The sequence below is a fragment of the Candidatus Poriferisocius sp. genome, assembly GCF_965208355.1.
GTDB lineage: Bacteria > Actinomycetota > Acidimicrobiia > Acidimicrobiales > Bin134 > Poriferisocius.
This window is the reverse complement of sequence record NZ_CBDBOM010000003.1, coordinates 1,242,524-1,265,358: the sequence shown is the minus strand read 5'-3', so window position 1 is coordinate 1,265,358 and position 22,835 is coordinate 1,242,524. Positions and strand designations below refer to the sequence as shown.

The window sequence follows — 22,835 nt, the reverse complement described above, 5'->3', positions numbered from 1 at the left end:
TTCACGATGCTCGATTCTGCCAGATCAATTGTGGTCAGCCGCTATCCGAAAGCTCGTGCCGAACACTGGGCGACATGGGCCTTCACCGCCCTCAAGTCGTTGGGAAGGCGTTCGCATCGCTCGGTGCGGTCGGCCAACTCAGCCAGCGCGGGAGGCAGCGGTGCGGGCGAACCGATGGCGGCCTCCACTGCATCACCGAATTTGGCCGGGTGGGCGGTGGCCATCACCACCATGGCCCCGTCGGCGTCGCGTCGGGTGTGACGGGCGGCGGCCAGACCCACCGCAGTGTGGGGATCGACGATCATGCCGGTGTCCCGAAAAAGCTCGGCGATGGCGGCGGTGGTCTCATCCTCGTCCACCCGTACTCCCGACCAGTTCTGATTCAACTCCACGGAGATGCGGGGATCGATCCTCATCTCACCGGTGGCCCGGAAGTCCTCTAGCAGTTTGGCAGTGCGAATCCCGTCCCGATCCAGCAGCTCGAACAGCAGCCGCTCAAGGTTGGACGACACCTGGATGTCCATGCTGGGCGACATCGTGGGGTGCACTTCGGAAATGGCCATCGAGCCGGTGGTGAAGAACTGCGTCAAGATGTCGTTGCGGTTGCTGGCCACGATGAAGCGGTCCACCGGCAGGCCCATCTGGCGGGCGACATGGCCGGCCAGCACATTTCCGAAGTTGCCGGTGGGCACCGAGAACGACACCCGCTCCAGGCCATATCGGGTGGCGGCGGCCACGTAATACACGGTTTGAGCCATTACCCGGGCCCAGTTGATGGAGTTGACGGCCGAAAGCCGCTGTTTGGCCCGGAATTCGGCGTCGCCGAACATGGCCTTAACCAGGTCTTGGCAGTCGTCGAACGTACCCTCGATGGCCACGTTGTGGACGTTGGCGCTGTCGACGGTGGTCATCTGCCGCCGCTGCATCTCTGAGACCCGCCCATGGGGGTGCAGGATCACGATTTGGATGTTCTCCCGGTCGCGCACTGCCTCGATGGCCGCCGCTCCCGTATCACCCGATGTGGCCCCCACGATGGTCACCCGTTCGCTCCGCCGAGACAGCTCTTCGTCAAACAGGCGCCCCACTAGCTGTAGGGCGATGTCCTTGAAGGCCAGCGTCGGGCCGTGGAACAGCTCCATGAGCCACAGTCCGTCGCCCAACTCCACCATCGGCACCACATCGGGATGGTCGAACCCTGCGTAGGCATCTCTCACCAGCTCGTCGAATCGGTCTCGGGTGTAGGCGCCGTCCACAAACGGCCACATCACCTCGGCGGCCAAGTCGGCGTAGTCGCCTCGGCCGGGATGGCCGCTCAGCGCCTCTACAGAGAGCTCCGGCCAGCGGTCGGGCACATACAGCCCTCCGTCAGCCGCCAGGCCAGCCAACAGCACATCGCCGAAATCCAGAACCGGGGCACGGCCCCGAGTGCTGATGTACTTCATGAGCCCTGGCTGACCACCCGCAACAGCGCGGGCATTCCCCGCACAGAGTCCAGCTCTCGAAGGTCGCCCAATGTGGCCTGCACATCTCGCTCGGTGGCCTCGTGGGTGATGAACACCAGTCGAGCCTGGTCGCCCAAGCCCTCCTGCTCCATGGAGCGGATGCTCACCCCGTGGCGTCCGAATACCCCGGCCACTGCGGCCAGCACGCCCGGCCGGTCGAGCACCTCCATGATGATGTAGTACTCCGACTCCAGGTCATCGATTGAGCAGACAACCGCCTCGCCCAAATCACCGATCGGGGTCCAAGTGCCTCGGCACCGGTTGCCGGCCGCGTCGATGAGGTCGCCCAGCACGGCGCTGGCCGTTGGACGGCCGCCAGCACCTCGTCCGTAGAGCATCAGCTCTCCCACTGCGTCGCCCTCCACGAAGACCGCGTTGAACGAATCGCGCACCGAGGCCAGCGGATGGCCGACCGGCACCATCGCCGGATGAACCCGCACGGCTAGCTCGGGCTTGCCCTCGACCTGGCCAACCTGCTCGGCAATGGCCAGCAGCTTGACCACATAACCCAGCCGGTGGGCGTGGGCGATATCGGCGGAGCTGATGCCGGAGATGCCCTCCCGGTACACGCTGCCGGCCAGCACCCGGGCCCCGAAGGCCACTGTGGCGATGATGGATGCTTTGGCCGCGGCGTCGAACCCCTCCACGTCGGCAGTGGGGTCGCGCTCGGCGAATCCCAGTGACTGCGCGTCGGCCAGGGCGTCGTGATAGCTGGTGCCGTGCTCGGTCATCTGGCTCAAGATGTAGTTGGTGGTGCCGTTGACAATGCCCATCACCCGCCGCAATGGCTCTGCGGCCAAAGACTCCCGGAGGGGGCGAATCAGGGGAATCCCACCGCCGACGGCGGCCTCGAACAGCAGATCCACTCCGGCGGCGTCAGCGGCGGCATATAGCTCGGCGCCATAGTTGGCCAGCAGCTCCTTGTTTCCGGTGACCACCGGCTTGCCCAGCTTCAGCGCGGCGGCCAGCAGCTCACGGGCGGGCTCGATGCCTCCGATCAGCTCCACCACCACGTCCACTTCGGGGTCGTTCACCACGGAGGCGGCGTCGGTGGTCAGCACCCCATCGGCCAAGACCACGTCGCGGTCGCGCGACGTACTTCGCACTGCCACCCGCACCACGTCCAATTCCATTCCGGTGCGTTCCGCGATCGCCGACCGCTGCTCCTCAAGCAGTCCGACAAACGCCGAGCCGACGTTTCCACAGCCCAGAACGCCTACGCCGATTCGTTTGCGAGGAGAATCGTTCATCGCTTCACCACGCCGATTCGCGTCTTGGAAGGGTCGCTCACCTTCTCCACCGTACCGGGTGGATCTGGTCAATCTAACCAGATTTCCCCGACCGAAGAGTCTTCATTGCTTTTCAATCTAAACAATGTATTTTAGATGACACATGTCTTCCTACGAGTTGTTTTCCCTGGCCGATGATCTGCGACGCCAGGCGATCGCCTGCGAGCAGGTCCGGGCCGACGTCGACAGGGTCTGGCGGGGACTCGACCATGTGCTCGATGGCCCAGTGGCCCGACACGGGCCGGACGTTTGGCTCTCGGCCGTTGCCGACGCCAGCCGCCTCCGTCTTCGTCAGCAGCACAGCCACCTGCTCCGGTTGCGCTACGAGATCGAGCAGGTGGCCCGCCGACTCCTGGCCCGAGCCGATGAGCTGTATGCCGACGCCGCTCGGGTTGAGATGGCCGCTGAGGCCGCCTTGCGGGAGGAAGCCCGCGAACTCGAGCTGCAAGTGAGCTATTTTCAATAGCTATCCCGCCTGTCCGATTCCTGCCGATCCCGGTGCTCTTGCAGCGTCGAAGCAACGACGAGTACTGGCCCCTGGCTTGGTCCAGGCGCGATCTCTGGGCCGTGGGACGAGCAGTGGAGCGGGCCGAGGCTGCTGGAGACACACTCTGGGAGCAGCACGACTTCTCAGCCAGCCGAAGGGGCACGGCCACGGCGCTGAGGGCCATCGACGAGGCCTGGGGCGGGGGCTACTACAAGATCGACCCGCAAGCCGAGACCGATCCGGAAGCGGCCGAAGCGGTGTTCGGGGGCAGCGAGCTGGTGATCGATGTCCAGACGCACTACGTCGCCCGCCATCGGGCCGAGGCCCCCGGCGTCGAGGGAATCATGGGGTTCATTCGCGACGTGGTCCCCGATCGCTGGCAAGGGCTCGATCCGGCCATCCATCTCGATCTGGGCAACTACTTGCGTCACGTCTTTCTGGAGAGCGAGACCGCTGTCGCGGTGCTCACCTGCACGCCCGGCGACGACCGCCACAGCATCCTCACCAATCCCGAAATCGCCGCCACCCGCGAGCTGATCGATCGATTGGCGGGCACCGGTCGGCTGATCAACCACTCCATCGTCCATCCCAATGCACCGGGCGAGTTGGATCAGATGGAATCGCTGATGGCGCATAGCAAGCCAGCGGGATGGAAGGTCTACACCATTGCCGGGTGGGGGGATCAGCCGGGATGGCGCCTCGACGACGAAGAGTGCGGACTGCCGTTCCTGGAAAGGAGCCGGGAACTGGGGGTGGGCATTGTTTGTGCCCACAAGGGGCTGAGCGCCCTGGCTCGGGCCGGGTCGCCGGCCGACATCGGCCCGGCCGCAGCCAGCTTCCCCGACATTGATTTCCTCGTCTACCACTCGGGTTATGAGACACCGATCGGAGACTCTGAAGAAGGCCCCTACGACGAGCAGACACCCGCCGGCACCGACCGCTTGATCAAGAGCCTGCACGAAGCCGGAATAGGGCCCGGCGCCAACGTCTACGCCGAGTTGGGGAGCACCTGGTATGTGCTGTCGCGTCGGCCTCGGGAGGCGGCCCACGTGATCGGCAAACTGCTCAACGCGGTTGGCGAGGACAATGTGCTGTGGGGCAGCGACTCGATTTGGTACGGATCGCCCCAACCCCTCATCGACGCCTTCCGGGCCTTTCAGATACCCGAGGAGTTACGGCAACGTCACGGCTATCCGGAACTCACCGACCACATCAAAGAGAAGATCCTCGGGCTGAATGCCGCCCGGGTCTACGGAATCGACGCCGACCTGATCCGCAGGCGGGTCGCCGCAGATGACCTCTCTTGGGTCAAGGCCGCCTTCGACGAGCACACCGCCAACGGTGGCTTTCAGTAGTCTCCATATATCTCTTGATATTTCAATAAATACCGACTAACAAGGGCCCGGAACTGATCCGTCCGAGGGATCAGCCGACAGAAAGGCCCCAGCGTGTCTGTTTTGACCATGAACACAGAGGAAATGGACCACCTCCAGCAGCAATTCACCGCTTTCGCCGGCCAAGTGGAAGATCTCCGCACCCGCTTGACCGCCACCCTGGAGGGCACCACCTGGACGGGTAGTCGCTCCGAGCGGTTCCGGGGCGCGTGGCATGAGCAGTGGTCTCCCTCCCTCGGACAGTTGCAGGAGGCGCTCGTCGAACTGTCCACCGCGGTGAGCCTCGAACGCCAAAACACCATCACGGCCCTCGACTCGATCTGACGGACCGGCCCGTCGACAATCCGGGGCTGCCCTGGCTGACCCCGCATCGCTCCACCCGTGCGCCTGCTCTTCGAGGGACCAGAGGGCAACCAAGAGGTATTGGTCTCTGGTCCGCCGATAGCCACTGTCGGTGAATTGGCCGAGTCCTTGGGGTTGCATGAGCCATGTTCTGGCCTGTGGGTCGGCGACCAATGGTTTTCCGCCGACAGCCGCCTTGACGAAACAGAGATAGTGGACGGCGCCCGAGTGGGAGTGCTCCCCGGTCGAGAGCCCGACCAGCCGGGGTGGACGCTGGAGGTTATCGGCGGGTTGTGCTCGGGTGAGAGATTCCCCATGGCCCCGGAGGGCGTGTCTGTTGGGCGGTCCCCCGAAGCCGACGTGACCCTGTCGGGTATCGGACTGCGTCCCCAACATGTCCGGGTCGAGCGACAAGACCAACAGGTTTTTGTTCGGCGGGGAGAAGACCCGCCGACAACAGAAGAGGTGTCCAAGCCGTTCCGGCTGGGCAATGCCCTGGTCCAAGTGTCCGAGTCACCCGACGATCGGCCGAATCGACTAGCTGTCGTCTTGGGGCGCACCGCCTCAGGCCGCATTGCCTTCAACCGTCCTCCCCGAACGCCACTCCCCCAACAGCCCGACCCCCTGGCAACGCCATCAAGCGAGCCGACCAGATCGCCCCGGAGGGCGGTGTTCGGCTGGGCGGCCCTAGCCAGCCCACTGTTGGTCGGTTTGCTGATGGCTGCGCTCTACAGCCCCTATATGGCACTGTTCGCCCTGCTCAGTCCGGTGATGATGGGAGCGAGTTGGGTTGATGGCCGTCGCCGGGACCGCTCTGAGCACGGACGCTCCCAGCGAAGAGCTCAAGCCTCGTTGGTCGAATTCCAAGCTGCGGCCCAAGCGGCTCATTCGGCGGAGATCACCCGTCTTCGCGAGTTGCATTCCCATCTCGCCGAAGCGGTCAGGAGGGTCTGCCTGCCCAGCGTGCGGCTATGGGAGCGCAGGCCGGCCGACGAAGACTTCATGTCGCTGGTTATCGCTCATGGTCCCCGGACTTTCGATCCCGAGTTGGCAGCCGATGGAGCGCACATCGCCGATGGTGCTGCTGCTGCGCTCAATGAGCTCGGTCCGCTGCCCGACGTACCCATCGCCGCGGACCTGGGACCCGGCCGTTTGCTCGGCTTGGTGGGACCTCGGTCAGCCACCACCGCCATGGCCCGGGGGCTGCTCCTCCAGGCAGCCGCCGGGCATGGTCCCGCCGACCTCGCGGTCCTAGTGGCCGCCGACGAGGTGACCTTCCCCGTTTGGTCTTGGACCGCCTGGCTCCCCCATACCGCCCACCCCGCCATCGGCAGCGCCCGGCTGATCGCCAACAGCCGCTCGGCCGCCGCAGAGATGGCATCCGAGCTTGCCGAAGCCTGGAACCATCAAGGCCACGCCCATTGGCCGCAACTGCTGGTGATCGCTGACGGGGAGAACCTGGCCACCGGACGAGGCGCTCCGATGCGTCCCCTGTTTCAGAAATCCGCCGGGCCGGTCTCAGCCATCGTTCTGGCTCCCAGCGTGGACCAACTCCCCGCTACTGCCACGGTCGTCATCGTGGCCCGCGATTCCTCCGGTGTGGTCGATGTGACTCAGGCTGCCCATGTTCACCCCTCGGTGCTGGCCTCCGGAATGAGCTTGAGGCTGGCCCGCGATACGGCTCAGAAGCTGGCCCGCTTCGAAGATCCCGAGCAGTTCGGCGCCGACTCCGCCATCCCCGACAACACATCGCTCCTGGAAATGCTCGAAATTGTTGGCCGCGAAGAGGAGCCAGCATCGACAGCCCTGGCTGAGGCGGTTGCCGATCGCTGGCAGGCCAATTGCCTCGCCGACAGCCTGGCCGCCCCCATCGGCGCCGATGGACACGGTCCCGTGCTGGCCGACCTGGCCGCCGACGGGCCCCACGCCCTTATCGGCGGAACCACCGGGTCGGGCAAAAGCGAGCTCTTGCGAACGATGGTGGCCTCTTTGGCCGCCACCTACTCGCCAGAACAGGTGAACTTCGTCCTGGTGGACTACAAGGGCGGCAGCGCCTTCGACCAATGCGCCTCTTTGCCTCACGTAGTCGGGCTGGTGACTGATCTTGACGACCGCTTGGCCGAGCGGGCTCTGCGGTGTCTGGAGGCCGAACTCCGCCACCGAGAACAAGTGCTCCGGGATCGGGGAGCCACCGACTTGGCCCACTATCGGTCCCGGGCCAAGACGGAGACAGGTCAGCCCTGGCCGCCACTGCCCCGGCTGGTGGTGATCATCGACGAGTTTGCCGCCCTGGCCGCGGAGCTGCCCGGATTCATGGACTCGCTGGTAAACGTGGCCCAGCGGGGACGCAGCCTGGGCATGCACCTCGTGCTGGCCACCCAGCGCCCCGCCGGGGCGGTCAGCGCCAACATCCGCACCAACACTGCGCTGCGGATCGCCCTTCGAGTGCTAGATGCCGCCGACTCGGTCGACGTGCTCGACAGCCCCGAAGCCGCCGCCATCGGCCGACACCAACCCGGTCGCGCCTTCGCCCGCTTCGGACCCGGCGAGTTGGTGGAGTTCCAATGCGCCCTGGTGACCGGGGTCACCGCCGCCCAGCGGGGCCCACGGGTCATCCCGGCCCCCGACGGCATTCCCTCGCTCCCGCCCGCGCCCGTCTCTGATGATGAAGCCCCCAGCGATCTGGCCCGGCTGGCCGCAGCAGCGAACTTGGCCTGGGAAAGCTGGAAAGGCGTCCCGCCTCGTCGGCCCTGGCCCGATCCCCTGCCATCGGTGGTCTCGCTCAACGAGTTGGCACTGGACATGCCGGCTGTCAGCACCGGCGTGGCTTTCGCCTTGGCCGACGACCCCAATCGGCAGTGTCAATACCCTGCCACTTGGGATCCTGACCAGGGCAATGTCCTCTTCGCGGGCAATCCCGGCAGCGGCACCACCACCGCGCTGGAATCGCTGTCCGTTTCCCTGGCTACTCGCTACCAGCCCAGCGAGTGCCACCTCTACGCCATAGATTCCGGTACAGGGCAACTGGCCCCTTTGGAAGCCCTACCCCACTGCGGGGCGGTGGTGGGCCCCGACGAACGCGACCGCATCCGGCGGCTCATCCGCCGGCTGGAAGACGACCTCGACCGGCGGCTGGGCCGAAGCAGATCGGAGGCAGGCGGGGAGCAGCCGTCGCTCCCGCTGGTACTGGGCTTGATCGACAACTGGGGCGGCCTTACCAAGAGCTTGGACACCGTGGCCGACCACGCCCTGCTGGCCACGTTGGAGCGGGTGTGGGCCGAAGGCCCGGCTGTCGGAGTGTTCTTGGCCGCAGCCGTCGACCAACTGTCCAAGGCGAGCCGGGCCATCCAGGCCGCCACCCCTCAGACTTTCGTCTTCCGCCTGGGCGACCCTGCCCTGTATCGCCAGTGGGGTGTGTCCGTGGACGACCCGGCCACCCTGCCTCCGGGTCGGGGGTTCGCCGTCCCGTCGGGCCTTGAGATCCAAGTGGCGATTCCCGTCGGCGGACTGGTTGCTGCAATTGCCGTTATCGCTGCGACTTGCCCCCAATCCGGTGGCCCACCGCCGGTGGAGAGCTTGCCCGCATCAGTCGACTCCGCCCGGCTGGACAAGGCCCGCTTGAGCGGTTCCCCTTGGTATCTGCCCCTGGGGTTGAGCGACGACACCCTGGCCCCCGTCGGCCTCACCCTCTACGCCGGCGAGCACGCTCTCATCCTGGGGCCACCCCGGTCAGGACGGTCTTCGGCACTGGTGTTGCTGGCCGCAGCCGCAGCCCGCGCGGGAGGGCGGATTGCCGCATTGGCCCAACCGGGGACACCGCTAGCCGACTGCCCCGACATCCATGTAGCGGCCAGTAACGTCGATGAACTCCTCTCCGCGGCAGCAACAGCCGATCCCCCGACCCTCGTGCTGATCGACGGCGCCGAGACGGTGGACGACCCTGACGGCGACTTGAAGGCACTGGCCACCGAAAGCGGCCCCGGCCTGCACATCGTGGCCGCCGGCCGAGCCGACCGCCTCCGCACCGCCTACGGCCACTGGACAGCCGAGATCCGCTTTTCCCGCACCGGCGTCCTCCTCCAACCCACTCCTCTTGACGGCGACCTGTTCACCATCCAACTCCCCACTCGCCCCGCACTCCCATCACTCCCCGGACGCGGCTACCTCATCCAAAACGGCCAACCCTCCATCATCCAGATCGCCGATGTATCCGCCGGAGAAGAGCGCTAGACGTCGTTGCGGAGGAGGTCTTCGTATGTCTCGCGGCGGACGACTAGGCGGGCATCGCCGTTGCGGGCGAACACCACGGCGGGGCGGAGAACCTTGTTGTAGTTGGAGCCCATGGAGTGGCCATAGGCACCGGTCACCGGGGTGGCCAGGATGTCGCCCACCGCGATGTCACCGGGCACTCGGCCGTCACGCACCAACAGGTCGCCCGACTCGCAGTGCTTGCCCACCACTCGCACCGTCTTGTCGCGGTCGCGGCCGGTGGCCCGGGGAAGAAACGTCTCGTAGCCGCTGTCGTAGAGCACCGGACGGGGATTGTCGCTCATCCCTCCGTCAACCGAAACGTAGGTGCGAATGCCGGGTAGCTCTTTGATGGTTCCCACCTCATAGAGGGTGATTGCCGCCGCGGCCACCAAGGATCGGCCCGGCTCCACGCTCACTGGAGCCGTGAAGCCGGCCGACGCACAGGCCTCGCCAATGGCCGCCGCCCACTCGGCAATGGTGGGGGCCGACTCCCCTTCCACGTAGGCCACGCCCAAACCGCCGCCCAGCGACAGCTCCGGCAGCCCGTAGGGATGGGCGAAGCCAGCAATCACTTCCACCGCCCGTTGGAAGGAGCGCAGCTCGAAAACCTGGCTGCCAATGTGGGCGTGCAATCCCAAAAGCTCCACCGAGTCGGCCTCCCGGGCTCGGCGAATGGCGGCGTCGGCTAATCCGGTGGACGCGGTGAATCCGAACTTGGTGTCGTCCACCCCGGTGGTCACGTACTCGTGGGTGTGAGCCTCCACCCCCGGAGTGATCCGCAACAGCACCTGGGGGCGGGCCCCGGTGGAGGCATGGAGTTCGTCGAGCCGGTCGAGCTCGTCAAACGAGTCCACCACAATGCGACCCACCCCGGCCTCGACCGCAGCAGCCAGCTCGGCGGCCGACTTGTTGTTGCCGTGCATCACCAGCCGATCACCGGGCAAGCCCGCGGCCTGGGCCACACGCAGCTCTCCCCCGGTGGCCACGTCCAGATCGAGCCCCTCCTCGTGAACCAGGCGAGCCATGGCCAAGCACAGGAACGCCTTGGAGGCATACGCCACCGATCCGCCGAAAGCCGCCCGGGCTTGGCGGCACCGCTCCCGCATGTGGTCTTCGTCGTAGACGAACAGCGGCGTGCCGAATTCCCCGGCCAACTCGAGCGCATCGCACCCGGCGATAGACAAACGCCCGTCGTCGCCCACCGAGGCGTTGTCGGGCAGAAGGTACGGGGGCAAGGCTGACACAACTACTCCCTACATCGACTCCGGTGCGCTAACGCCCAGGGTGCCGAGGCCGACGGCCAGTCCCACCCGGGCGGCGTCAATCAGCACGAGGCGAGCTTGGGTCAGCTCGGGGGCGATGCCGGTGCCCACCACGTAGCAGTCGTGGTAGAAGCTGTGAACCGCAGCGGCGAAGTCCCGCAGCCACGCGGTGACCCGATGCGGGGCCCGCTCTTCGGCCGCGGCGGCGATCACTTCGCCCAGCGTGGAGAGCTGGCGCATCATCTCCAGCTCCCGTTCGTGGACCAGCACGCCCAGATCCACCTGGTCGACGCTCAGCCGCTCCACCCCGTCGGCTTGGGCCCGGGCCGCGATAGAGCACACCCGGGCGTGGGCCATCTGCACGTAGAACACCGGATTCTCCATCACCTGGGCGGCCGCCTTGGCCAGATCGAAGGTCGGCGCGGTGTCCATCGACTGGAGGAGATAGGTGAACCGGGCGGCGTCGGCCCCCACCTCATCGATCACCTCGCGCAGCTCGATGATGTCGCCGGTGCGCTTGGACAGCCGCACTTCCTCCCCGTCGCACTCCAGGCGCACCAGCTGGGTCACCACCACCTCCAAACTGGCGGGATCGCAGCCCAGCGCGGCCATGGCCGCCTTCATGCGGGCCACATACCCGTGGTGGTCGGCCCCCCACACGTTGATGAGCAGGCCATCAGAGCCGACCCGATCAAGTTTGTCGCGGTGATAGGCGATGTCGGGCAGCAGATAGGTGTACTCGCCATCGGACTTGATCAACACCCGGTCTTTGTCGTCGCCGTGGTCGCTGGAGCGCAGCCACAGAGCCCCCTCGGCCTCGTATGAAGCCCCGGCGGCGTCAAGGGCGGCCAGCGCGGTGTCGATGACCCCCGAGTCCACCAGCGCCTGCTCGCTCGACCACGTGTCGAACGCCACCGCCATCTCACCCAAAACCTCCCGCTGATCGGCCAGCGCCCGCTCCCTCCCCCACAGGCGGGTATCGGCATCGGCAGGCATCTCCGAAGCCCATTCGGCGATGTACTGGCCGTTGTAGCCGTCCTCGGGCACAGGTTCGTCGGCCCGGACGGCAGCTAGCGAGGCACCGTACAGATCCATCTGCGTGCCCCGATCGTTGATGTAGAACTCCCGTTGCACCGCGTAACCGCACCACTCCAGCAGCCGGGCCACCGCGTCGCCATAGGCCGCTCCCCGGCCGTGGCCGGCGTGAACCGGTCCGGTGGGGTTGGCGCTGACAAACTCCACGATCACGGCGCGACCCTGGCCCAGGTTCTTACGCCCGTAGCTCTCGGTGCCGAGCGCCACCGCATCGAGCACGACGCTGTGCAGCCAACTCGGCGCCAGCTTGAAATTGACGAATCCGGGGCCAGCCACGCTCACCTCGGCCACGTGCTCAGGCCGGTTCTCCTCCAGCCAAGCGGCTAGCTCCCCCGCCAGCTCCCGGGGATTGCGCCCGACGCCCTTGGCGATGGCCAGCGCGGCGTTGGACGACCAATCGCCGTGCTCACGCCGCGCCGGTCGCTCCAACCCGACCTGAAAGTCGCCAGGTAGGTCGATGCCGGTGGCCACGAGCGCGGCGCGTAGCGCATCAGAGAGGGAGGTGCGGATGTCGGCCATGAACTCAACAATGGTAGAGGCCACCCGCTAGCTATACTCACCCAGTTACTGCCCACGTAGCTCAGGGGATAGAGCACTTGCCTCCGGAGCAAGGGGTCGCAGGTTCGAATCCTGCCGTGGGCGCCAGTGTGATGTCGCGAGACATAGGAACCTTGTGAACCTGCGCGGCGGGGTGTTTGTCAGTTCTTGTGGCGGGGTTGGTGGTCGCGTGTGGGGTCGAGGTGGGGTTGTCGTAGGAGTTCGCCGGTGGTGTGGTCGATGACTCTGGTGTGGGTGCCGTCGACTAGGAGGATGACGGGGGTGTGTTTGTGGGCTCGGCCGATGCCGATGTGGTGGAGTTTGCCGTTGTGGCGGATGGTGACGGTGCCGGATTTGTCGATGCGGTCGCGTCGGACGCGGTAGTGGGTTCTGTCGCTGTTTTGGTGGGGTGTGGCTTTGGGGAGTCGGGTGTAGGCGGCGGCTGGGGTTGAGCGTCCGAGGGATCGGTGGGGGCGGTGGTGGTTGTAGGTGCGGGTGAATTCGTCGATCTGGGTTTGGAGCTGGTCGAGGCTGTGGGGCGGGGTTCGGGCTTTGAGCCATTTCTTGAGGGTTTGCTGGAATCGCTCGACTTTGCCGCAGGTGGTGGGGCAGTTGGGCTTGGAGTTCTTCTGGGCGACGCCGAGGGCCGCGAGGCGGGACTCCAGGGCGTTGCGGCCGCCTTTCCCGCCGGAGAGGCGGGTGGTGTAGACCATGGCGTTGTCGGTGAGCGTGGAGGCGGGAATGCCGTGGTCAGCGCACGTGTGGTCGAATGTGGCCGCCGCGATGGGGCCGGTGATGCGCCGGTGGGCGGTGACCGACAGGGCGTAGCGGGAGCAGTCGTCGAGCCAGGTGATGACCTCGACAGTCGAGCCGTCGGCGAGCGCCCAGCGGCAGAAGTCGGACTGCCAGCACTCGTTGGGCAGATCGGCTTCGAAGCGTGTGTAGGACGATCGGGGCCGCTTTTTGGGGTTGGCCTCGACGAGGCCGAGCTCGACGAGGCGGCGCCGGACCGTGGCCGGCGACACGGTGATCTGGTGGCGCTGGGCGAGGTGCCAGCAGATGGTGTGCGGCCCGGCGTCGAGCCCTTGTGCGGCGAGCTCTGAGCGCAGGTTCACGACCAGCTCCACAACCTCGGGCGAAATCGCTGTCGGTGTGGTGTTGGGGCGCCGGGACCGGGCCTCGAACGCGGCAGGCCCCTCGGCGCGGTACCGGGCGACCAAACGGGTGACCCATGACCTCGAAAGGCCGTACTGGGCGGCGACATCGGCGTGCGTGCGCCCCTCGACAACGACAGCGGTGATCACCAAGCGGGCCCTCGACATCCCCCACCCTGGACCGCCGCCGCGATGTTCCTATGTCTCGCGACATAAGGTTCCTATGTCCTGAACCAACACACTGCCGTGGGCGCTTTAGGCGGTAGTAGCGTCTGCGTAGATGATTTGGATTCGGAGGACGCTGGCCGGGGTGATTGCCGTTGGGCTGCTCGCCGCGGGATGCGGTAGGGGCACCGACGACACCAGCGTGACCACAATCGGGTTGCTGAGCGCGGCGCTGGCTGATACCGCGGAGGCGTCCAGTTATAGGGAGTCTTTATCAGTCGGTCTGCAGTTGAAGATTGCGGGAGTCGAGCTTTCCTCTGGACTCGACGAGGGGAGTCCCGCATTTGTGTGTGAGGTGAGCTCCGATAGGGAATACTGCAGGATCGATCTATCGACGTTGCTTGAGTCGGTGTTCGGATTCCCGCTAGGTGAATGGGACGATCTCGAATTTGAGATGTGGCTCGACCAAGATCGGATCGTGATGGACACCACGGCCCTTCAGCCGCTGGCCGACGCAGAACCTGATGCCGATATGGGGTACATGGAGCCGGGGGTGTTCTTCGTCGACCTGGCCTCCCTTGAGGCAGAAGGCTCTGAACTCATGCATGCAGTTGCGGGTTCTTCAAGTCCCGATTTGAGCGAGATGGCGGTGAGCCTTCCCGCGGCGTTGATCACGATTGAGCAGACGTCTGATGATCCCCCCACCTTTGTCGGCACAACCACGTCGGCGAAGCTCATCGAGGCATTGGGCGGCAACGTTGAAAATGAGGCTCGTTGCGAAGCCGCCTCTCTGGAGATGGCTTCCTCCCCAGAAGATCTCGATGAGCTGACCGAGCTCTTTATCCGGGTCTTTGAGACCAACACCGCTGAGGTGGTGATCGAGCTTGACCGGCAGGGTCTGCTGAGCGTTCTGTGGACCACGGAAGACTACTCGGGCATCTTTGCCGGCCTTGCCGAGTCCGAGAGCTTCAGCGCCGAATTCAGCGAACAAGAACGCCAAGAAGCAATGGAGATATTTGGATCCGCCGAAATGATCTTGGCAACTCGGGTCGCCTATGAACCCAACGCCGACCTTGAGGTGCCCCCGCCTCCGCCAACAGCCGACGACCGCACCCAAGAGTGGCACGAGTACTTGCCTGAATGCAGTTGAGACAGCCCGACTCCGGACTCCCAGCGAGTCCGAATCAGCCGCAGAGCTAGCCGTCTGAGCCTTCGCCGCCGATCAAGTGTTCGCCGCCTTCGCCTACCGGCTTACTCGATTGCCTCTTGATGGTGAGATACCCCGAGGAAACGGCCAAGACGGCACCGCCGACCACGACCATATAGAGCCCCGGCTCCGGCGATGTGTCCATGAAGTCCGGGGCGTCAACCCCGCCCTCGGCGAGATTGATCGCGCCGACCAAAGTGATCACCAGCCCAGCCAGCAGGCCCAGCGCGGCGATCATCCTCTTTCTCCACTGCGCGAACGCGGCCGCAGACACAGCGCCAACCGCCGCGCCGACCAGCACTGTGGTCTCCGGCGTGTCGGAGTCCTCAACGAAGAAGTCGGATATGGGACCCTCAACAGTCGCCCAGGGCAGAAGTGCTCCGATGGCAGCAAGCAGGGCGGACAGCCCCGCTAACCAGCACATGACGACAGCCATGCGTCTGTTCAAAGGAGACCCCACGCAAGCGACGGTATCACGCCCCTATCGGAGGGCCTTTGCGTCTTGGCTAGACGTGAAGGTCCGCCACTGAGTCGGGCGCCTCGCCGAAGTAGGCGGGCAACTTGACCCCCACTTGGGCGACAAGGTCGTGGATGGGTGTCAGAGAGATGGCCAGGCCAGAGAGGAAATTGGCGGGGCTGGATCGCGAATTCGTTGGTCCTCAGCTGCAATCAATCGTGGCCGTGTCGGGGCGGGTGATTAGGCGGCTCTTAGTTGTTCAGCGGGTGGCGGGTGGGTTTTGGGGCTGGGTCGGGGTGGGGGTTGGAGGCGGTATCGGCCTGTTTCGATGTCGTGTTCGACGGTGTGGCCGAGTTTGTGGACTTTGGTGTGGCAGCGAGGGCACAGCAGCACGAGGTTGGTGATGTCGGTGGGCCCGTTGTGATCCCAGGGTTGGATGTGGTGGGCGTCGCAGGCCTGGGGTCTGATGCCGCAGCCGACGCAGCCGCGGTCTCTGCGGTACAGGGCCAGCTTTTGGGCCTTAGTGACAGCTCTTTGGGCTCTGCCGATATAGAGGGGCTGTCCGTCGGCTGCGAAGATCATCGGCACGATGTGCGCGTCGCAGGCGAGGCGGCGGATTTCGTCGAGCTCGATGGGCGTCCCGTCGATCAGCCCGGCGTTTTGGAGCTGGCCGTTGATGGCGTCGTAGTCGGCGGAGATCACCAGCACCGTCTTTTGCGGTCGGATCCCGCAGCCGGGCCCGCCCGCCGCTGCTGTGCTTGGGGAGTCGGCGGGTTGTTGGGTGATGAGCGCGACCAGCGCGTCGGCGTTGCGCTGCTCGAAGGTGCGGATGGGGTCGAAGGCGATGTCGTTGCCGAGCATCTTGGTGCTCATGGCGCCAAGGGCGATCTTGACCCGCTCTCCGGATTCCTGGTCCAACTCGGCGTGCAGCACAACCATGCCACCGGCCCCGTCGAACACCTTGGCGCTGCGGCGAGCCCGCTGGCGCTCGGTGCGTCCCATCCCGTCGTCGGCGCGGCGCTGGTCTTCGCGGGCAGCGACTGTCTTCTTGAAATTGTCGTGGCCCTGCCAGCCACCCAGCGCCAACAGCTCTTGTTGGTCTTGTTTGCTCATCGGCGCCCGCTTGTGCGACTCGGCCACCAGCCCGGCATGGTCGGCGGAGATGCGCCCGTCTTGCACGGCGTCCAGTAACTGGGGCATGACCGCGACACCCTGGGCCGTCTTGGCCAGCCGGCGGGCCCGGTAGGCGCTGATACCGAGCTGATGGCACACCGTCGCCGCCGCGCCCGGGCCCTCCAACTCGCCGTAGCGGACCACAAGGCCGACCAGATAGCCCTCGGCCCGGCGGCGAAACAGATCAGCCTCGCCCATCAACCCCAACAACTCCGAAGCGCCTGCCTCAGAGAAATCCGGGAAACCAAAACCCGCACCAGCGCCGTTCGTTCCAGGCTTTGCACCGGGGTTCAACGCAACTTCCATGGATGAAATTATACCGGCCCCAGTGACACATTCCCCCCGAACTTCCCAGGTCAACCCCACAATGGCCTTCTCATGTGAGCGTCGGAAATGGCAGCGTGACTCCAACATCGCCACTCCACCAAACCCAGGGATCTTGAGAGCCTGCGCAATGCCCGGCGAGGTTCAATCCGCGTGCGCTCCAAATTCTCGACTCGCTCTCGGGGCCTCATCCCCGCCGACGCTTCTGGGCTCAAAACACCCAGGAAACGCCTGCCGGAAGGTTCGTCGTCCAGTTCCAGCAGACGGCGGTGCGGTCGGCCCTGATCCCACACGAATGGCCGCCGCCAGCTGAGATGGCAGTGAACGCGCCTGCGGGCGCGTCCGCCTGCCCGGAGTTGCCATTGCCCCAGCAGACGGCGGTGCGGTCGGCCCTGATCCCGCACGAATGGCCGCCGCCGGCGGAGATGGCGGTGAACGCGCCTGCGGGCGCGTCCGCCTGCCCGTGACTGTTGTGGCCCCAGCAGACGGCGGTGCGGTCGGCCCTGATCCCGCAGGCATGGTTGCCGCCGGCGGAGATGGCAGTGAACGCGCCTGCGGGCGCGTCCGCCTGCCCGTGAAAGTTGTGGCCCCAGCAGACGGCGGTGTTGTCGGCTCTGATCCCACACGAATGGCCGGTGGCGGCGGAGATGGCGGTGAACGCGCCTGCGGGCGCGTCCGCCTGCCCGACAGCGTTGGAGCCCCAGCATTCTGCGGTGTTGTCGGCTCTGATCCCGCACGAATGGCCGCCGGCGGAGATGGCGGTGAACGCGCCTGCGGGCGCGTCCGCCTGCCCGTGAAAGTTGTAGCTCCAGCATTCTGCGGTGTTGTCGACCCGGATCCCGCAGGCATGTTTGCCGCCGGCGGAGATGGCGGTGAACGCGCCTGCGGGCGCGTCTACCTCGGAGCGATCGAGTTTGTAACGGTCCCCCCAGCATTCTGCGGTGTTGTCGGTTCTGATTCCGCACGAATGGACGCCGCCGGCGGAGATGGCAGTGAACGCGCCTGCGGGCGCATCGGCCTCCCCGAAGCCGTTGTGGCCCCAGCAGACGGCGGTGCGGTCGGCTCTGATCCCACACGAATGGCCGGTGGCGGCGGAGATGGCGGTGAACGCGCCTGCGGGCGCGTCCGCCTGCCAGAGAGCGTTGGAGCCCCAGCATTCTGCGGTGTTGTCGGCTCTGATCCCGCACGAGTGGACGCTACCGGCGGAGATGGCGGTGAACGCGCCTGCGGGCGCGTCCGCCTGCCCATAGTCAAGGTCATCGTTGTGGCCCCAGCATTCTGCGGCGCTGTCGGTTCTGATTCCGCACGAATGGCCGCCGCCAGCTGTGATGGCGGTGAACGCGCCTGCGGGCGCGTCCGCCTGCCCGTGACCGTTGTGGCCCCAGCAGACGGCGGTGCGGTCGGCCCTGATCCCGCACGAATGGCCGCCGCCAGCTGAGATGGCAGTGAACGCGCCTGCGGGCGCGTCCGCCTGCCCGGAGTTGCCATTGCCCCAGCAGACGGCGGTGCGGTCGGCCCTGATCCCACACGAATGGCCGCTGCCGGCGGAGATGGCGGTGAACGCGCCTGCGGGCGCGTCCGCCTGCCCGTGACTGTTGTGGCCCCAGCAGACGGCGGTTTGGTCGGCCCTGATCCCGCACGAATGGCCGCCGCCGGCGGAGATGGCAGTGAACGCGCCTGCGGGCGCGTCCGCCTGCCCGAGACCGTTGTGGCCCCAGCAGACGGCGGTTTGGTCGATTCTGATTCCGCACGAATGGTCGCCGCCAGCTGAGATGGCGATAAATCCGGCTGCTGGTTGGCCGGTTGGTTGGGGGTCGGGTTGGTCAGTGCAGCCGCCGGGTACGAGTTGGGTGTCGACGTCGAAACGGCAGCGGTAGACGTTGAGCAGATCTTCTTGATCGGCGATGAGCCGGTCGCGCACCGCCAGGTCTTGTTGGGTGGGGCTTACTGGCGTGGCTCCGGGGGAGACGACCATGGGGTTCGGGCACTGCCCCGGGACCGCGTCGACATCAACCCCGAACATGCACCGGTAAGTGTTCAGCAGGTTCTCCTGGTTGGCGATTAGCTGGTCGCGGTGTTGAATATCTTGGGGAGTGGGCTGGGACTCGGGTTCAGGTTGCGCGCTAGCCCCAACAACGCCGAGATGCGACACCAACAAGCCCACCACGACTGCGAGCACAGCAACCACGCCCATTGGAAGACGCTGATTGAACAGGCTGTATGGGGCGGGCATAGGTCGGCAGGCTAAGGGCTATTCAGACAGCCAACAAAGTTCCAGCGACCCGGCTGAGTGCATTGGATTCCCTTCACTGAACCGGGCGGCTGCGGAGGGCTGCCCGGTGCCGTGGGCGCCAGAGTTAGCTTGGTCTACTCGCCCGGTGAGTCCTCGGTGCTGGGCTGGTCGAGTTGGTCGGCGATTTCACGCAGTCGCTCGAGGGCGGACTCATCGTCGAGCTCACCTAGGTAGGCGGGCAGCTTGATGCCGACCTGGGCGGCCAGGTCGTGGATCGGCGGCAGGGAGCTGGCCAGGCCGGATAGGAAGTTGGCGGTGCTGTTGCCAGTCCTGCCGTCGCTGCCGCCGGAGTCCCACACCGTGACCTGGTCGATCTTCAGATTGGAGATGGCCTTCACTTGCTCGGCCACCAGGTTGGGCATCTGTTCGGCAACCAGCAGCAGGGCAGCCAGCTGAGGATTGCCACCGGCGTTGTTCACCAGCGCACCGAGACCCTCGGCCCGGCGGGTGAGCAGGGCCAGCAAGCCCAGTGCCTCGGCTTCCATGAGCAAGCGCTGACCGTCGGCCTCGCCTCCCTTCACCAGCCTGATGCGGTCGGCCTCGGCCTCAGCCAGCGTGCGGACCCGCTCGCGCTCCACCTCGGCGGGCACCACGATGTCGGCTTCCTGCGAGGCCTTGTCACGGGAAGCACGGGCCTGCTCGGCCTGCCCTTCAGCGGCAAACGACTCTTCGGCCGCACGGGCCTGCGTGACCCGCTCGGCGGTGACCGCGGCCCGCTCGGCTTCGGCCTCCTGCTGGCGGCGTGTGCTGTCGGAGTTGGCGATCACCACCTGCGATTCGTTCTCGCCCTCGGTGGCGGTGGCGTTTGCCTCAGCCACCCTGATGCGCCGCTCGCGCTGGGCCTCGGCCGCGCCGATATCGCCGTCGCGCTCCTGTTCGGCCACTTTGATCTTGGCCTCGTTGATGGCCCGGGCGGCGGCCTCGCGTCCTAGGGCGTCGATGTAGCCCGACTCGTCGGTTACGTCCTGGATGTTGACGTTGATGAGCCGCAAACCCACCTTGCGCAGTTCGATCTCCAGCGACTCGGTGATGTTGGTGATCAACTTCTCCCGGTCGGCGTTGATCTCCTCGATGGGCATGGTGGCGATGACCACCCGCATCTGGCCGAAGATGATGTCTCGGGCCAGGTTCTCGATCTCTTCCAGGCTCAGCCCCAACAGCCGCTCGGCGGCGTTCTGCATCACGCCGGGCTCGGTGGAGATTCCCACCGTGAACGTGGCCGGCGTGTTGACCCGGATGTTCTGCTGCGACAGGGCGCCTTGGAGTTTGATCTCGATCGGCAGCGGGGTGAGGTCCAAGAAGGCATACCCCTGGATGACGGGCCACACCAGGGCACCGCCTCCGTGGAGGCACCGGGCCGACTGGCCCTGTCCTCCCACCCGGCCGTAGATCACCAGCACGCGGTCGGAGGGGCAGCGCTTGTAGCGGGAAGATATCCACAGCAGCGCGATGAGAAGAATGACAATCAGGCCAGCAACAAGGGCTATAGCAGCCATCAAAAGGTCCTTTCGGGTCTAAATCAGATGAGTTACAGGGGTTTGACGAGGACGGTGGACTGGTCCACCACAGAAACCACGGTGACGCGGGTCTGAGCCGGGAGGTCGCCGTCCGAGTTGGTGTAGGCGTCGATCACTCGGAGCCGCCCCTGGATGAGTATTTCAACCTTGCCGGGCATGGAGCGGTTGGCCGGAATCGGCAGGTATACGGTGCCGATGACGCCCACCGCGCTCTGGTAGTCGATTGAGCCGCTCTCCTCCATTTGGGAGAACTTGCGCCACATGAAGGCTACGGCGAAGAACACCGCCAGCCCCACCGCAATGGCCACGATCACCGAGACCGCGGTCGAGCTGTCTGCTTCCTTCATCAAAACGCCGGTCCAGCCGAAGGCGAAGAAAAACGCCGTCAGGCTGCGCAGGGACAGGAACCCCGTTCCCGCGCCCTCATCGTCAAGATCGATGTCGAGGTCGGAGCCGACGCCGAAGCCCAACAACAGGAGCTGGAGAATGAGGAAGACGCCGGCAATAACGCCGATCAGATAGAAGACCTGTAGGTCGCCGGTCAGGCCGTCCCACCAGTCGCCCATCTGTTGTTCCTCCCGTCTATCTCGCTATCTCGCAGTCCGAAGCGCAGTCTGGCGCTCAATCTGGCGCTGGCCTGCGGTTTGGGCCTCCTTAACGGCCATCCTACCGGCTTTTCCGGCCATTGCCTCCCGGCCCCTCCTCCATGGCGCCTTGCTGGGCAAATGCGTTTTGAATGACCAAATCACATGCTGGGCGTGGCAAAGTTTCAGGGTGGCTGAGGCCAAGGTTCGCTGGAAGCACCAGTGGAAGGAACTCTACGAGGAGGTCATCGACACCGGGCTGTGCACGGGGTGCGCGGGCTGCGTGATCGCCTGCCCTCATGATGTGATCGGCTACAAGCACGAGCCTGGCCAGTACAAGCCCTTCCACCTGGAGGAGGAGCTGGGCCTGTCTGACTGCATCCACGGCCAGAAGGGGTGTACTTCCTGCACTCGGGCCTGTCCCCGGTTCCGCACCTGGGAGGCCGAGGCCGACGAGCACCTGTTTGGGCGCATCCGCACCGAGGAAGAGGTCTCCGGCATCTACAGCGACATCCTGCTGGTGCGAGCCAGCGACGACTACGTGTACGAGGTGGGCCAAGACGGCGGGCTGGTGTCGGCCATCTTGATCTGGTGCCTGGAGAACGACGTCATCGACGGCGCCCTCACCTCATTTTTGGAGGGCGGCGACACCGACGGCTGGAAGGCAGTGCCGGGCCTGGCCGTCAACCGGGAAGAGGTGCTGCGGGGCGCGGGCAGCCGCTACACGTATTCGGCCAACCCCCTGGCCTACCGGGAGGCCAAGGAGCGAGGGCTGGAGAACCTGGCCCTGGTGGGCATGAGCTGTCAGACCTCCATCGGACCGGTGATGTGGAACCGCAAGGTGGGCAAGGTGGGCCGTCCCATCAAGTTGAACATCGGGCTGCTGTGCTCAAAGAGCTTCGACGACTCCATGTTCGAGGAGCTGTTCTGGGTCAAGTACGGCTTGCCCACCGACCAGATCGCCAAGATGAACATCAAGGGCGTGTTCCAGGTGTGGATGAAGAACGGCGACTACCACGAGATCAACCTCAAGGAGTGCCACGCCTGGACCCGGGAGGGCTGCAACCTCTGCCCTGATTTCGCTGCCGAGCACGCCGACATCTCAACCGGGGGCATCGGAGATCTCTCCGACTGGACCCTCACCGTGGTCCGCACCGAACTGGGGCGAGCCGTTATCAATGCCATGCTGGACGACGGGGTGATCCAGGCCCGCCCCGGCGACGACGACCCGGGCGCGGTGGCCCTGATGCACAAGCTGGCCGCCAAGAGCCGCCAGCGCTGGCCCGAGTGGGCCGAGAGCGCGGTCCGAGTAGGGGTCTGAGCCGGGTAGGAGTCTGAGGGGGCATCTGCCCTCAGCGGGCTGCTAGCCCAGCCCCGATTCCTCCAAGATGCACTGGCGCATGATCTGGCTCACCTCTTCGGTCAAGTCGGCATTGATGTTGCTGCGCAGATCGTCGTCAAGCTCTTTGAACTGCTCGAAGGTCAAGCTGTCCCTGATCCGGTCGAAGCCGCACTTGCACACATCGTCCAAATTCGCTTGAACCTGCTGGTCCAGGTCGTCTTTGCCGGCTTCCCTGCATCCATCGCGGAAGTTCCGCTCGGGCTGGCCCACGTTGGGCTCAACATCGGACTCACAGGGTTCACCTCCGCTCGGGCAATAGTCCTCGGCATTGTCGTCCCAAGAAGTGGGCGCGCCGGAGCTGCCGCAGGCGGCTGCTACCAGAATCAGCGCAGCCACAATCGCCAGCAAACGGGTCTTCGTCACGGGCCCAACGGTATCGCCCGATCCGTCGAAGTCGCGA

17 protein-coding genes and 1 tRNA gene are annotated in these 22,835 nt (G+C 65.7%); 7 read left to right on the top strand and 11 right to left on the bottom strand.

Going from position 1 to position 22,835, the window contains the following annotated elements; translation table 11 throughout:
• Positions 1 to 41: 41 nt before the first annotated feature.
• Both thrC and ACOGXH_RS07105 read right to left on the bottom strand, forming a co-directional pair.
• On the bottom strand, positions 42 to 1,442 hold the full coding sequence (thrC, locus tag ACOGXH_RS07110; RefSeq protein ID WP_419928412.1) for a threonine synthase: 1,401 nt from the start codon (positions 1,440 to 1,442) through the stop codon (positions 42 to 44).
• Positions 1,439 to 2,752, bottom strand: a complete 1,314-nt coding sequence (locus tag ACOGXH_RS07105; RefSeq protein WP_419928411.1) for a homoserine dehydrogenase — start codon at positions 2,750 to 2,752, stop codon at positions 1,439 to 1,441. Before ACOGXH_RS07105 ends, thrC begins: the two co-directional genes overlap by 4 nt.
• A gap of 142 nt (positions 2,753 to 2,894) precedes the next feature.
• Here ACOGXH_RS07105 and ACOGXH_RS07100 point away from each other — a divergent pair, with 142 nt between their 5' ends.
• The 4 genes from ACOGXH_RS07100 to ACOGXH_RS07085 all read left to right on the top strand — a co-directional run bounded on the left by ACOGXH_RS07100 (position 2,895) and on the right by ACOGXH_RS07085 (position 9,244).
• A complete protein-coding gene (locus tag ACOGXH_RS07100) occupies positions 2,895 to 3,257 on the top strand; it encodes a hypothetical protein (RefSeq protein WP_419928410.1) in 363 nt (120 codons plus the stop codon).
• Between the two features lie 101 nt (positions 3,258 to 3,358).
• The gene (locus tag ACOGXH_RS07095) at positions 3,359 to 4,633 is read left to right on the top strand and encodes an amidohydrolase family protein (protein WP_419928409.1); all 1,275 of its coding nucleotides are present in this window, start codon (positions 3,359 to 3,361) and stop codon (positions 4,631 to 4,633) included.
• A 108-nt stretch (positions 4,634 to 4,741) separates the two neighbouring features.
• Complete coding sequence (locus ACOGXH_RS07090; protein ID WP_419928408.1) at positions 4,742 to 4,996, top strand: WXG100 family type VII secretion target; 255 nt, start codon at positions 4,742 to 4,744, stop codon at positions 4,994 to 4,996.
• A 57-nt stretch (positions 4,997 to 5,053) separates the two neighbouring features.
• Positions 5,054 to 9,244, top strand: a complete 4,191-nt coding sequence (locus ACOGXH_RS07085; protein ID WP_419928407.1) for an FtsK/SpoIIIE domain-containing protein — start codon at positions 5,054 to 5,056, stop codon at positions 9,242 to 9,244.
• On the opposite strand, the gene lysA is transcribed toward ACOGXH_RS07085, so the two are convergent.
• Together lysA and argS are read right to left on the bottom strand one after the other, a co-directional pair.
• The gene (lysA, locus tag ACOGXH_RS07080; protein ID WP_419928406.1) at positions 9,241 to 10,509 is read right to left on the bottom strand and encodes a diaminopimelate decarboxylase; all 1,269 of its coding nucleotides are present in this window, start codon (positions 10,507 to 10,509) and stop codon (positions 9,241 to 9,243) included. The two genes, ACOGXH_RS07085 and lysA, sit on opposite strands and share 4 nt — an antisense overlap.
• A gap of 9 nt (positions 10,510 to 10,518) precedes the next feature.
• Entirely contained in the window at positions 10,519 to 12,165 is a 1,647-nt protein-coding gene (argS, locus tag ACOGXH_RS07075) for an arginine--tRNA ligase (RefSeq protein ID WP_419928405.1), read from the bottom strand.
• Positions 12,166 to 12,191: 26 nt separating this feature from the next.
• Between argS and ACOGXH_RS07070 the strand changes: the two genes are divergently transcribed.
• A tRNA-Arg gene (locus ACOGXH_RS07070) sits at positions 12,192 to 12,267 on the top strand.
• 53 nt (positions 12,268 to 12,320) lie between these two features.
• On the opposite strand, the gene ACOGXH_RS07065 is transcribed toward ACOGXH_RS07070, so the two are convergent.
• Entirely contained in the window at positions 12,321 to 13,481 is a 1,161-nt protein-coding gene (locus tag ACOGXH_RS07065; protein ID WP_419927323.1) for an IS481 family transposase, read from the bottom strand.
• A gap of 112 nt (positions 13,482 to 13,593) precedes the next feature.
• Between ACOGXH_RS07065 and ACOGXH_RS07060 the strand changes: the two genes are divergently transcribed.
• Complete coding sequence (locus ACOGXH_RS07060; RefSeq protein WP_419928404.1) at positions 13,594 to 14,628, top strand: hypothetical protein; 1,035 nt, start codon at positions 13,594 to 13,596, stop codon at positions 14,626 to 14,628.
• A gap of 46 nt (positions 14,629 to 14,674) precedes the next feature.
• On the opposite strand, the gene ACOGXH_RS07055 is transcribed toward ACOGXH_RS07060, so the two are convergent.
• The 5 genes from ACOGXH_RS07055 to ACOGXH_RS07035 form a co-directional block, all read right to left on the bottom strand.
• The gene (locus tag ACOGXH_RS07055) at positions 14,675 to 15,121 is read right to left on the bottom strand and encodes a hypothetical protein (protein ID WP_419928403.1); all 447 of its coding nucleotides are present in this window, start codon (positions 15,119 to 15,121) and stop codon (positions 14,675 to 14,677) included.
• Positions 15,122 to 15,382: 261 nt separating this feature from the next.
• On the bottom strand, positions 15,383 to 16,621 hold the full coding sequence (locus tag ACOGXH_RS07050; RefSeq protein ID WP_419928402.1) for a DUF222 domain-containing protein: 1,239 nt from the start codon (positions 16,619 to 16,621) through the stop codon (positions 15,383 to 15,385).
• Between the two features lie 229 nt (positions 16,622 to 16,850).
• Positions 16,851 to 18,833: a hypothetical protein gene (locus tag ACOGXH_RS07045; protein WP_419928401.1), complete on the bottom strand. Its 1,983-nt coding sequence runs from the start codon at positions 18,831 to 18,833 to the stop codon at positions 16,851 to 16,853.
• Between the two features lie 173 nt (positions 18,834 to 19,006).
• Entirely contained in the window at positions 19,007 to 20,428 is a 1,422-nt protein-coding gene (locus ACOGXH_RS07040) for a flotillin family protein (protein WP_419928400.1), read from the bottom strand.
• 32 nt (positions 20,429 to 20,460) lie between these two features.
• Positions 20,461 to 21,015: a hypothetical protein gene (locus ACOGXH_RS07035; RefSeq protein WP_419928399.1), complete on the bottom strand. Its 555-nt coding sequence runs from the start codon at positions 21,013 to 21,015 to the stop codon at positions 20,461 to 20,463.
• A gap of 208 nt (positions 21,016 to 21,223) precedes the next feature.
• Between ACOGXH_RS07035 and ACOGXH_RS07030 the strand changes: the two genes are divergently transcribed.
• On the top strand, positions 21,224 to 22,354 hold the full coding sequence (locus ACOGXH_RS07030) for a Coenzyme F420 hydrogenase/dehydrogenase, beta subunit C-terminal domain (protein ID WP_419928398.1): 1,131 nt from the start codon (positions 21,224 to 21,226) through the stop codon (positions 22,352 to 22,354).
• A 42-nt stretch (positions 22,355 to 22,396) separates the two neighbouring features.
• On the opposite strand, the gene ACOGXH_RS07025 is transcribed toward ACOGXH_RS07030, so the two are convergent.
• The gene (locus tag ACOGXH_RS07025) at positions 22,397 to 22,798 is read right to left on the bottom strand and encodes a hypothetical protein (RefSeq protein WP_419928397.1); all 402 of its coding nucleotides are present in this window, start codon (positions 22,796 to 22,798) and stop codon (positions 22,397 to 22,399) included.
• Between the last annotated feature and the right edge of the window lie 37 nt (positions 22,799 to 22,835).